The organism is Mameliella sp. LZ-28 (assembly GCF_012274245.1).
GTDB lineage: Bacteria > Pseudomonadota > Alphaproteobacteria > Rhodobacterales > Rhodobacteraceae > Antarctobacter > Antarctobacter albus.
Window position 1 is genome coordinate 22,770 of record NZ_JAANYX010000007.1, and the last position, 12,011, is coordinate 34,780.

At 67.4% G+C, this 12,011-nt stretch carries 10 protein-coding genes; 8 read left to right on the plus strand and 2 right to left on the minus strand.

The window, feature by feature from the left end:
* Positions 1-107: 107 nt before the first annotated feature.
* Genes G9Q80_RS04640 through G9Q80_RS04675 form a run of 8 tightly spaced genes read left to right on the plus strand, consistent with a single transcriptional unit; the run spans position 108 to position 9,509 of the window.
* Complete coding sequence (locus G9Q80_RS04640) at positions 108-1,493, plus strand: aldehyde dehydrogenase family protein (RefSeq protein ID WP_349237765.1); 1,386 nt, start codon at positions 108-110, stop codon at positions 1,491-1,493.
* 16 nt (positions 1,494-1,509) lie between these two features.
* Complete coding sequence (locus G9Q80_RS04645; RefSeq protein WP_088716619.1) at positions 1,510-2,712, plus strand: amino acid ABC transporter substrate-binding protein; 1,203 nt, start codon at positions 1,510-1,512, stop codon at positions 2,710-2,712.
* A gap of 51 nt (positions 2,713-2,763) precedes the next feature.
* On the plus strand, positions 2,764-3,630 hold the full coding sequence (locus tag G9Q80_RS04650; protein ID WP_088716620.1) for a branched-chain amino acid ABC transporter permease: 867 nt from the start codon (positions 2,764-2,766) through the stop codon (positions 3,628-3,630).
* On the plus strand, positions 3,627-4,562 hold the full coding sequence (locus tag G9Q80_RS04655; protein ID WP_088716621.1) for a branched-chain amino acid ABC transporter permease: 936 nt from the start codon (positions 3,627-3,629) through the stop codon (positions 4,560-4,562). Before G9Q80_RS04650 ends, G9Q80_RS04655 begins: the two co-directional genes overlap by 4 nt.
* Positions 4,559-5,296, plus strand: a complete 738-nt coding sequence (locus G9Q80_RS04660) for an ABC transporter ATP-binding protein (protein ID WP_088716622.1) — start codon at positions 4,559-4,561, stop codon at positions 5,294-5,296. The genes G9Q80_RS04655 and G9Q80_RS04660 overlap by 4 nt, the downstream gene beginning before the upstream one ends.
* A complete protein-coding gene (locus G9Q80_RS28710; protein ID WP_246870482.1) occupies positions 5,280-6,464 on the plus strand; it encodes an ABC transporter ATP-binding protein in 1,185 nt (394 codons plus the stop codon). The genes G9Q80_RS04660 and G9Q80_RS28710 overlap by 17 nt, the downstream gene beginning before the upstream one ends.
* Complete coding sequence (locus G9Q80_RS04670; protein ID WP_088716624.1) at positions 6,465-7,940, plus strand: aldehyde dehydrogenase family protein; 1,476 nt, start codon at positions 6,465-6,467, stop codon at positions 7,938-7,940.
* A 24-nt stretch (positions 7,941-7,964) separates the two neighbouring features.
* Positions 7,965-9,509: a flotillin family protein gene (locus G9Q80_RS04675; RefSeq protein WP_088716625.1), complete on the plus strand. Its 1,545-nt coding sequence runs from the start codon at positions 7,965-7,967 to the stop codon at positions 9,507-9,509.
* Between the two features lie 30 nt (positions 9,510-9,539).
* Here G9Q80_RS04675 and G9Q80_RS04680 read toward each other — a convergent pair whose 3' ends face one another.
* A complete protein-coding gene (locus G9Q80_RS04680; protein ID WP_074622869.1) occupies positions 9,540-10,121 on the minus strand; it encodes a VOC family protein in 582 nt (193 codons plus the stop codon).
* 134 nt (positions 10,122-10,255) lie between these two features.
* On the minus strand, positions 10,256-11,929 hold the full coding sequence (locus G9Q80_RS04685; protein ID WP_088716626.1) for a thiamine pyrophosphate-binding protein: 1,674 nt from the start codon (positions 11,927-11,929) through the stop codon (positions 10,256-10,258).
* Between the last annotated feature and the right edge of the window lie 82 nt (positions 11,930-12,011).

Genomic DNA, 12,011 nt, shown 5'->3' on the forward strand with positions numbered 1-12,011 from the left:
TCGAAAGGCGATTTCCTGAGCAAGCGGGCAGTTACTGGCCCGAAACGTCCGGCTTGCAAGGGGAGGTGCAGCTGTACGAAGCGCAGTTCATAATCAACGGGCGATCCGTGGCACCGGGCGCCGGAGCGGCCTTTGAACGGCGCGGCCCCGTCTCGGACGCGGTGATCACCCGCGCCGCGGCCGGACGCGCGGCAGAGGCCCGCGAGGCGGCGGCCGCCGCCGCCGGCGCCTTTGCCGGATGGGCCGCCACCCCCGCCGCAGACCGCGTCGCAATCCTGACCCGTGCCGCCGACCTGCTGGAGGCCCGCGCCGACGAGGTCGTGGCAATTGCCTGCAACGAGGTCGGTTCATCGCCCGACTGGGTGCGGTTCAACGCCGGGATCGCGGCCTCGATGCTGCGCCAGACGCGCGACCTGGCCAAGGCGCTGGACAGCGGCCCGCAACGCGAGGGCGACAACATCCTGCGCCGCCGTCCTGCCGGTGTCGTGCTGGGGATCGCGCCCTGGAACGCGGCGGTGGCGCTGGCCGTCCGCGCGCTGGCCGCGCCGCTGGCCTGTGGCAATACCGTGGTTCTCAAGGGGTCGGAACTGTGCCCAAAAACGCATGAATGGGTGGCCGAGGTCATCAACCTGGCCGGGCTGCCCGACGGTGTCCTGAATTACATCACCAATGCGCCCGACCATGCCGAGGAGGTCGTCGAGACGCTGATCGCCCATCCCGCCGTGCGGCGCATCAACTTTACCGGCTCCACCCGTGTCGGACGCGAGATCGCCGTGGCCGCCGCGCGCCATCTCAAACCCTGCCTGCTGGAACTGTCGGGCAAGGGGACGATGATCGTGTTGGCCGATGCCGACCTGAAGGCCGCCGCACGCGCCGCAGCGCATGGCAGTTTCTTCAACCAGGGCCAGATCTGCATGTCGACCGAACGGATCCTGGTCGAGGACAGCGTGGCCGATGCCTTTGTCGAACGCTTCCGGACCGAGGCCGAGACCCTGCGCTTTCACCCCGGCAAAACGCCACTGGGCACGCTCATCAATCCCGCCGCCGCAGTGCGCATCGGTGCGCTGGTCGAGGATGCCCAGGCAAAGGGCGCCACTCTGGTCACGGGCGGCGAACTTTCGGCGGGCAGCATCCAGCCGACGATCCTGGATCACGTGGCGCCGGGGATGCGCCTCTATTCCGAAGAGGCCTTTGGCCCAGTGGCGGGCGTGGTCCGCGTCGGCGACCGGGACGAGGCGCTGGCGCTGGCCAACGACACGGACTTCGGCCTCGTCGCCTCGGTCTTTACCGCCGACACCGGCGCCGCACTGGACATGCTGGCGCGGATCGAGGTCGGCATCGGCCAGGTCAACGGGTCGACCGTACACGACGATCCGACCATGCCCTTTGGCGGGGTCAAGGCCTCGGGCTATGGCCGGTTCGGCGGCACCGAGGCGCTGCGCGAATTCACGGAATGCCAATGGATCGCCGTGAACGGCGGCGGAAAAACATAACCGGGAGGAGACCAAGATGAATCGCAGAACGATACTGGGAACCGTGGCGGCGCTGACGCTGGCCACCGGGTTGGCCGGCACCGCGCTGGCGCAGGACACGCTGAAAATCGGCGCGGTCGGTCCCAAGACCGGGCCGCTGGCCGGCGGCGCAGAGGTCAGCTTCTGGCCGAACGTCCAGCTTTGGGCGCATGACGTGAACGCCGCCGGCGGGATCGACGTGGGCGGCACCAAGTACATGGTCGAAATCATCGAGTACGACGACCAGACCAACCCGGGCGAGACCATCAAGGCGGTGCAGCGCCTGGCCACCCAGGACAAGGCGGATTTCGTCCTTGCCCCCTATTCCACAGGTCTCAACATCGCTTCGGCGCCGATCTTTCAGCGCTACGGCTACCCGATGATCACGCATACCGCGATCTCGGACCAGATCGAGGATCTGTCGAACAAGTTTCCCGACATGTACTTCCTGCTGGGCGGCGCCACGGGCCTCGCGAGCGGCGTGGTCGAGGTGCTGAGCGACATGCGCGAGGCGGGCGAGATCGGCAGCACCGTGGCCATGGTCAACGTCGCCGACGCCTTTGGGATCGAACTGGCCGAGGCGGCGCGGCCCAGGATGGCCGAAGCCGGGTTCGAGATCGTCTATGACAATTCCTACCCGCTGGGCACGCAGGACCTGTCGCCGGTCATCAAGGGCGCCAAGGCGGCCGAACCGGATGCCTTTGTCGCCTTTTCCTATCCGCCCGACACCTTCGGCCTGACCGAACAGGCCAAGATCGCGGGCCTTGCGCCCAAGGCCTTCTACACCGCCGTCGCCACCGCCTTTCCGGCCTACGCGGGGCGCTTTGGCGCATCGGCAGAGGGCGTGCTGGGCGCGGGCGGCATCCATGCGGATGGCGACGCCTTCAAGGAATATGCCGCGCGCCACATGGAAGTGACCGGCCAGGCGCCGGACTTCTGGGCCTCGGCCCCCACCTATGCCTCGTTCCAGATCCTGCAGATGGCGATCGAGGGCGCCGGCACCACGGACCGCGAGAAGGTGGCCGAATACATCGCGTCCAACAGCTTTGACACGATCATCGGCCCCATCGAGTGGGACGAGAACAACGCCAATGCGAAATACTGGACCGTGGGCCAGTGGCAGGGCGGCGTGTTCAAGGGCGTCGCCTCGACGGGCCGTGACGGCGCCGTGGCGGCCATGCCCAAGACAGGCTGGGAGTAAGCCAGTCCCGGCCCCGGGCACACCCCGGGGCCGGAGCGGCACGGACACGACATGGACATCCTGATTACCGGGCTTCTTCTGGGCGGCACCTATGCGCTGATCGCCATGGGACTGAACCTGCAATACGGCATCGCGCGGATCATGAACCTCGCCAACGGCGAGTTCCTGGTCGCGGGCGGCTTTGCGGCCTTCTGGTTCTACACCGCGGGGCAGGTCAGCCCGCTGCTGACGATCTTCATCGTGGCGCCGCTGGCCTTTGCGCTCAACTGGCTGATCTACGTGGTCATGCTGCGCCCGCTGGTGCGGCGCGCCAAATCGCGCGGCCAGCTGGAGGTGGACGCGATCCTGACCACCTTCGGGCTGTCCTTTGTCGCGGTCGGGCTCATGCTGGCAGTCTTTGGCGGCGACTATTTCAGCTATTCCTACCTCGCCCGCCCGGTGCAGATCCTTGGCGATACCTTTGCGCTGAACCGGCTCAGCGCGGCCATCGCCGCCGTGCTGATCTGCGGCGGGCTGTGGCTCTGGCTCAACCGGTCGCGCGCGGGCATGTCGATCCGGGCCATTGCCGTCGCGCCCGACAGCGCGCGGCTGGTGGGGATCGACGTGCCGCGCCTCTCGGCGCTGGCCTTTGCGCTTGGCGGCGCGGTGACGGCGGTGGGCGGCGCGCTCATCTCGACCTTCCTGACGCTGGATGCCTCGACCGGCGTTCTCTTCACGCTCAAGGCGCTGGTCATCGTCATCATGGGCGGCGTCGGCGACGTGCGCGGCACCATCGTCGCGGCGCTGATGCTGGGCCTGCTGGAAACCTTCGTGGCCACGGTGATCGACCCCGGCCTGACGCTGGCCGCCGCCTACCTGCTGTTCGTGCTGATCCTGCTGTTCCGCCCGCAGGGCCTGTTCGGGAGAAAGACCGCATGAGAGCGCGTGACTGGCAAACCCTGTCCCTCTCTGCCGTTCTGCTGGCGCTCGCCGCCTGCCTGCCGCTCCTGGGGGACGACTATTACCTGACCATCGGCGTGACCATCGCCATGTATACGGTGCTGGCCACCAGCTGGGCGCTGTTTTCCGGGCCGACGCATTACATCTCGCTCGCCACGGCGGCCTTTTTCGGCCTGGGCACCTATTGCACGGCGCTGGGGATCGAGAACGGGCTGGCCTACTGGATGACGCTGCCCATCGCGGCGGTTCTCGGGGCTCTTGTGGCCGGGCTGGTCGGGATCGCGACGTTGCGCCTGTCGGGGGTCTATTTCGTGATCTTCACGCTGGGCCTGTCGGAACTGGTCCGCCAGATCGTGACATGGGCACAGAATGTCTCCGGCCAGAAGGGGCTTTATGTGCTGACCGACATCACCGAGGCGCATATCTACTGGCAGCTTCTGGGCCTGGGCGCGCTGGTCTACCTTGCGGGCTGGGCCATCGGCCGGTCGCGGCTGGGCTTTGCCCTGCGCATCATCGGCGACGACGAGGAAGTTGCCCGGCACTCCGGCATCAACACCGCCCGCGCCAAGGTACTGCTGTTCATGATCTCGGGCGCGACGGCATCGGTTGTCGGGGGGATGCTGGCCCCGCGCTACATCTACATCGAACCCTCGACCGCCTTCACGCCGATGCTGTCCTTTCTCGTGGTCATCATGGCGCTGCTGGGCGGGGTCGGGCGGCTCTGGGGGCCGATCGTGGGCGTGATCCCCTTCACCCTGCTGTGGGAGGCGATCTCGGCCAGTTTCCCCAACCAGACGACGCTTTTGCTGGGCTTCAGTTTCCTCGTGATCGTCTACCTGCTGCCGCGCGGGTTCGTCGGCCTGCTGGAAGGACTGCGGCGGCGCGTCCTGCAAAGGGAGGCCTATGCATGAGCGCGCCCACCGTCCTCTCCCTGCGCGGCGCAACCAAGCGGTTCGGCGGCCTTGTCGCGGTCAACGATCTCGATTTCGACGTGACCGAACACGAGGTCATGGGGCTGATCGGCCCCAACGGTTCGGGCAAATCGACGACGCTGAACCTGATCTCGGGCGCCCTGCCCGTCACCTCGGGGACGATCACGCTGCGCGGCACGCCGATCACGGCGCTGTCGGCCCAGGCCATCGCCCGGCGCGGCGTGGCGCGGACCTTTCAGCTGGTGCGCCTGCTGCCCTCGATGACCGTCCTCGACAACGTGCGCGCAGGCGCCGTCTTCGGCCATCGCCGCCGCTGGGGGCACGAGGCAGAGGCGCACGCAATGCGGATGCTGGAAACCGTGGGGTTGCAGCGGCGCGCGCAGGCCCATGTGGGCGAGCTGACCTATATCGACACCAAGCGCGTGGAACTGGCCCGCGTGCTGGCCTCGGACCCCAAGGTGCTGCTGCTGGACGAATGGCTGGCAGGGCTGAACCCAACCGAGCTGGAAGAAGGGATCGCCCTGATCCGCCGGTTGCGCGACGAGGGGCGCACGATCATCCTCGTCGAACATGTGATGGACGCCATCCGCTCGCTCTGCGACCGATGCGTGGTCATGTCCTCGGGCGCCCGGATCGCCGAGGGCACGCCGGAGGAGGTCCTGTCCGATCCAGAGGTCATTCGCGCCTACCTGGGGGATGACGAGGATGCTTGAGGTCCGCAACCTGTCGGCCAGCTATGGCCAGCACCGCGCGCTGGAGGACGCCAGCCTGCGCGTGGGCAAGGGCGAGATCGTGGTGATCCTGGGCGCCAATGGCGCGGGCAAGTCCACCCTTCTCAAGGCGCTCTCGGGCATCTGCGAGGGCCGAGCGACGGGATCGGTGACGCTGGACGGCGAAGAGCTGATCGGTCAGCGCCCCGACCGCATCGTCGAGGCGGGCCTTGCGCTGGTCCCCGAGGGGCGCGGCGTCTTTGGCGACCTGACGGTGCAGGAAAACCTGCTTTTGGGCGCCTATGCCAGACGCGCCCGCGACGACGAGGCGGCCAACCTCGACCGGGTGCTTGGCCTGTTCCCCAAGCTGGGGGAACGCCGCCGGCAGGTGGTGCGCACGATGTCGGGGGGCGAACAGCAGATGGTCGCCATCGGGCGGGCAATGATGTCCAGCCCACAAGTGCTGGCGCTGGACGAACCCTCGCTGGGGCTGTCACCGCTCTTATGCAAGGAGTTGTTCAACAGCCTCAAGGCGGTGCGCGAAACGGGCGTGGGTGTGCTGCTGGTCGAACAGAACGCGCGGCAGAGCCTGCGGATCGCCGACCGGGGATACCTGCTGGAAAACGGTAGCATCGTGCACGAGGACAGCGCCCCGGCGCTGGCACGTGACCCGGCGGTGCAAAAGGCCTACCTTGGCGGTGGGGGCGGACAGGCCGCACCGCACCCGGCCCCCACCAGCCCGTCCAAACCCTCGGCGCCAAGGTCCAGGTCCGGTCCCTCGCCCAGCGAGATCGCCGCCGCCGCGATCGGACGCGTCAGCGCTCCACCGCGACCTTCCCGGCCCGAACCCGCCACGGCCCCTGCACAGCCCGCGCCCCCGGCCTCGCAGCCGATCCCGCAGGCGCCTCCGAAACAGGCCCCAACCGGGGCGCCGGACGTGGGCGCGCTGGTCGCCCGGGCCAGCGCGATGGCCTCGCGCCGGACCAACGGCCATCTGCCGACCCGGCCCGCGACAAATCCCGCCCAGCCGGCACCTGCACCAGCCACGCCACGGCCCCCCATGCCCGATCTCGGCCCTTCGACCGACCGACTGCGCGCCATGCTGGACGAAATCGAAACCGCCGCGCGCCGCGCCGAAACCTATCGGCCCGGCCCGACAAGGAGAGAATGAATGCTCGACGCACCCAACGTCTCCCCCACCATCCGGGGCATGTACATCGGCGGCCAATGGGCCCCGGCGGCCCGCACCTTCGACGACCTCAACCCGTCGGACAATTCGCTGTACGCCCGCGTTCCGGACGGGTCCGCACAGGACATGGAACGCGCCATCGAGGCCGCGCAGACCGCCTTTCCAGAGTGGTCGAACAGGTCCTTCAAGGACCGCGCCAAGGCGCTTCTCAAGGTCGCCGAGGTCTGGGAACGCCGCAAGGACGACTTCATCAACGCGGTGATGTACGAGGGCGGTGGATGGTACGGCAAGGGCGTCTTCGAGGCGGGCTTCGTGGCCGAGATCTTTCGCACCTCTGCCTCGCTTTGCTATCAATCCGTAGGCGAGGTGCTGCCCTCGGAACATGGCAAGGTCAGCATGGCGACGCGATGGCCGCTGGGCGTGGTCGGCGTCATCAGCCCCTGGAACATGCCCGGCATCCTGACCTCGCGCGGCTATGCCGCCGCGCTGGCCGCCGGGAATTGCGTGGTGCTCAAACCCTCTGAGGACACGCCTTATTCCGGCGGGTTCTACCACGCCGAGATCCTCGAAGAGGCGGGCATCCCGCCGGGCGTCTTCAACGTCGTGACCTGTTCGCGCGACAGCGTGGCCGAGGTAGGCGACACGCTGATCGAACACCCCTTGGTCAAGGGCGTCTCATTCACCGGCTCGACCGCCGTGGGCCGCCACATCGCCGCCAAATGCGGCGCCCATCTCAAGAAGTGCTGCGTCGAACTGGGTGGAAAGGACTCCATGATCGTGCTCGAGGACGCAGATCTGGACCGCGCCGCCGAGGCCGCGAACTTCGGCTGCTTCATGCACCAGGGCCAGGTCTGCATGTCGACCGAGAAACTGCTGGTCCACGAAAGCGTCTACGACACCTTCATGCAGAAATTCCTTGCCCGCGCGGGCAAGCTGCGCACCGGGCACGTCAACGACAAGGCCAACACCATCGGCCCGATGGTCAACACCCGGCAGGCGCTGCGGGTCAAGGCGCTGATCGACGACGCGGTGGCGCGCGGCGCGCGGGTCGATCTGGGCGGCAAGGCCTGGGACAACTTCGTCGAACCCACGGTGCTGTCCAACATCTCGACCGAGATGGACATCTGGCACGACGAGACCTTTGGCCCCGTGGTCATGGTCTGCCCCTTCCGCACCGAGGAGGAGGCCGTCGCGCTGAACAACGACACGGAATACGGGCTGACCGCCGCGATCTGGACCGCCGACGAGGCGCGCGCCCTGCGCATGGCCGAGAGGCTGGAAACCGGCATGGTCCACATCAACGACCAGAACATCAACGACGAGCCGCAGGTGCCCTTCGGCGGCGTCAAGGCCAGCGGCGTGGGCCGCTACGGCGGGCGCTGGTCGCTGGATGCCTTTACCGAATTGCGCTGGATCACGCTGGAACGCGGCGGGCGCCACTATCCGCCGGTCTTCTGAGCGGCGCCCTGGGGAGGATTTGACATGACATTGCTTGGCTGGATCATCCTGATCGCCGTTCTTGCCGCGGTGCTGATCGCGCTGGCGGCCTGGTTCTACGAACGCGCCACCAACGAGGTCGCGCTTGTGCGCACCGGCATCGGCGGGCGCAAGGTGGTGATCGACGGCGGCACGCTTGCCCTGCCCTTTTTCCACGAGATCAGCCGCGTCAACATGCAGACCATACGGATGCATGTCGCCCGCGGCGCCGAGTCCGCGTTGATCACCAAGGACCGGATGCGCATCGACGTGGGCGCCGAATTCTACGCCTCTGTCATGCCCGAAGAGGCGGCGGTGGTGCGCGCCTCTCAGACGCTGGGCAAGCGGACCTTTCAGCCCGACCAGCTGAAATCGCTGATCGATGGCATGATGGTGGACGCCCTGCGCGCGGTCGCAGCGCAGATGACGATGGACGAGTTGCACGAGAACCGCAGCGAATTCGTCCGCGAGGTGCGCGAGGCGCTGACCGACACGCTGGCGCGCTACGGGCTGCAACTGGACAGCGTGTCCCTGACGGCGCTGGACCAGACGCCGTTTTCATCGCTGGATGAAAACAACGCCTTCAACGCGGTGGGGATGCGCAAGCTGGCCGAGGTCATCGCCACGTCCAAGCGCGAGCGGGCCGAGATCGAGGGCGAAACCGCCGTCGCCGTACGCCGGGCCGAGGTCGAGGCCAGCCGTCGCCGGATGGAGATCGAACTGGAGGAGCGCCGCGCCGAGATCGCCCAGGGCCAGGAGATCGAGACCCTGCTGGCCGCACAACTGACCGAGGTCGCCCGCCGCAAGGCCGAGGCCGAGCGCGAGGCCGCGCAGGCCCGCATCCGCATGGAACAGGACATCCAGTCCGCCTCGATCCAGCGCGAATTGTCCGTGCGAGAGGCTGAAATCGCCCAGTTGCGGGCGATCGAGATGGCCGAGCAGGACAAGACCATCCAGGTGTCCGCCAAGAGCAAGGAGGAAAGCCGGGCCCGGGCCGAGGCCACCGCCGCGCGCGGCGCCTTTGTCCGCGCCGAGGAAGACATAGAAACCCTGCGCCAGCTGGCCGAGGCAGAGCGGCGCAAGCAACTGGCCCTGCTTGCGGCGCAGCAGGACGCCGAGGCCCATGCCACCCGCGCCCGCATCACCGCCGAGGCCGACCAGGAGGTCGCGAAGGTCAAGGGCGTGATCCGGCGCGAGGAAGCCGCTTCGATGAAGGTCTACCAACTGGCCGAGGCCGAGGCGCAGGCGGCACGGATCGAGGCCGAGAACGGGCGGTCCGAGGCGGCGATGGCGCTGGAGGCCGAGCGGATCCGGCTGGACCGCCTGCCCGCGATCCTGGGCGAACTGGTGAAGCCCGCCGAGAAGATCAGCGGCATCAGCATCAACCACATCTCGGGGCTGGATCGGTCCGGCAAAGGGCCCGCGTCGCCCGTGGGTCAGACCATCGAGTCGATCCTCGACATGGCCGTGGCGCTGCCCGCCATGCAGAAGATCGGCGACCGGATCGGTGTCAATCTCGACAGCGTGCTACCGGAGGACAAGAAGGGCTGACGCCCTCCCCTTGGCCCGGCAGCGCGCGCCTCAGTAAGGGTTCTTCGCCCCGCGATCCCCGGACAGGGATTGGTGACGCCGTTCGACCAGTAGTTCGATGGCATCCGCAAGGTGCTCGCGGTCGATGTGATGGTCGCCTCGTGCGACGCGGATGCGATGCGCCTCGATCATCACGTCCGCATGGCGGCAGCCTTCGGGCGGCTCGAACCGGTAGCTGGCCAGTTCGATCAGCAGGCCCATCGGGTCGGTGAAATAGATCGAGTCCATGAACCCGCGATCCTTGGGACCGGAATGCTTGATCCCCCGCGCTTCCAGCCGCTTGGCCGCCTGCCAAAAGCTCGCCTGGCTGACGTTGAAGGCCAGGTGATGCACGCAGCCCGGATCGGTCGGCGTGCGGGCCGGATCGGGGGTACGGGTCTCATTGGTGAAGATGGTGATCAACCGCCCGTCGCCCGGATCGAAATACAGATGCCCTTCGTCCGGGTTGTCCAAATTCGGCTGATCAAAGATGAAGGGCATGCCCAGCACCCCCTCCCAGAAATCGATCGAGGTCTGCCGGTCGGCGCCCGTCAGGGTGATGTGATGGACGCCCTGCGTCTGGATCTTGCGGATCTCGTCTGGCTGGCTCATGTTCCCTCCCCGCCGTGGACCATCGGGGCCGCCGTTGCGGCCCCGCTCGTTCCAAGAATGGGGCAAGAGACGCCGGTTTCAAACCCTCCACCGGCGCACCAGCTCTGTGCAGGGGATCAGCCCTTGCCCGCCTTCAGCGCCGCCTCGCGCATCTGGCTCAGGCTGACCCGCGGGGTCAGCGCCTCTGGCGAGATGTTCAGGTCCAGAACCGCGCCCGTCTGAGAGGCCAGCGCCCGGTCGAAGGCGGCGGCGAAATCCTCTGTCCGCTCCACCCGTTCGCCGTGAAAGCCATAGGCCCGCGCAAGTGCGCTGAAATCCGGGTTCACCACCATGTCCGTCCCCGACACGCGGGTGGGATAGTGACGTTCCTGGTGGGCGCGGATGGTGCCGTAGATGCCGTTGTTCAGGATCAGGATGATCGGCTGCGCATTGTACTGCGACGCGGTGGCCAGTTCCTGGCAGGTCATCTGGAAATCGCCGTCGCCCGCGAAACAGACGACGGTGCGCGCGGGATCGTTCAACTTGGCGGCGATGGCCGCCGGAACGCCATAGCCCATCGCGCCCGATTGCGGCGCCAGGAGGCGCGCATCGGGGCCGAACTTGTAGAACTTGTTGGGCCAGACCGCGAAATTGCCCGCACCGTTGGTCAGGATCACGTCCCCGGGCAGCAGGTCGCGCAGATGCGCGCTGACCTTGCCCATGTCCACCGGGCTGGGCAGGTCGCCCAGCTCGAAACCGGCCTCCCACGTGGCACGCGCATCGCTCCGCCAGTCGGCCCAATCGCCGCTGACCGGCACCTCTGCCAGCGCCTCGACAAAAGCGTTGGGGCCGGAATGGATGCCCAGTTCGGGTTGATAGACCTTGCCCAATTCCAGGTCGGACCCGTGCACATGGATCAGCCGCTGATGCGGCACCGGCACCTCCAGCAGGGTCCAGGCATCGGTGGAGTTCTCGCCGAACCTGTTGTTCACCGCCAGGATCACGTCCGCCTCGGTGATCAGCTTGCGCACGCCCGGCGTCATGCCCACCCCGGCCTCACCGCAGAAACAGGGCGAGAAATTGTCGAACATGTCCTGGTAGCGGAAGACCGAGACCACTGGAATGTCCGAGTTTTCCGCAAAACGCTGCAGTGCCTCCGAGCCCGAGCGCGTCCAGTTGCAGCCTCCATAGAGGATCAGCGGCCGCTTTGCCTCGGCCAGGATCGCCCGCGCCTTTTGCACCGTCTGCGGCGCGGGCATCGGTTCGGGATACTCGGCGGGACCGGCCAGCGGCGCGGTCTCTGTCCGGCTGCTCAGCATGTCCTCGGGCAGCGCGATGACCACGGGGCCGGGCCGCCCTGTGGTGGCGGTTTTCCAGGCACGGGCGAGGATTTCCGGAATGCGGTCGACATTGTCGATTTCGACCGCCCATTTGACCATCGTGCCATAGACCGCGCGGTAATCGACCTCCTGGAAGGCCTCGCGCCCGCGCATGTCGGTGCCGATCTGGCCCACGAACATGATCATCGGCGAACTGTCCTGCATCGCGGTGTGCACCCCGATCGATGCATTGGTGGCCCCCGGTCCGCGTGTGACCATGCAGATCCCCGGCTGCCCCGTCAGCTTGCCCCAGGCGGCGGCCATGAAGGCGGCGCCGCCCTCGTTTCGGCAATTGACGAAGTCCAGCCTGCCCGCCGTGTCATGCAGCCCGTCCAGCACCGCAAGGTAGCTTTCGCCCGGCACGCCAAAAGCCCGTGTCGCGCCCAGCGCCACCAGGCTGTCCACCAGCAATTGTCCGCCATGTCGTGTCATCGTCCATCCCTCTTTCGCGGCGCCCACGCCCCTGCCGAGGCCACACCCGTCTAGGTTCACACACCTCTAGAACCGGCCCCGG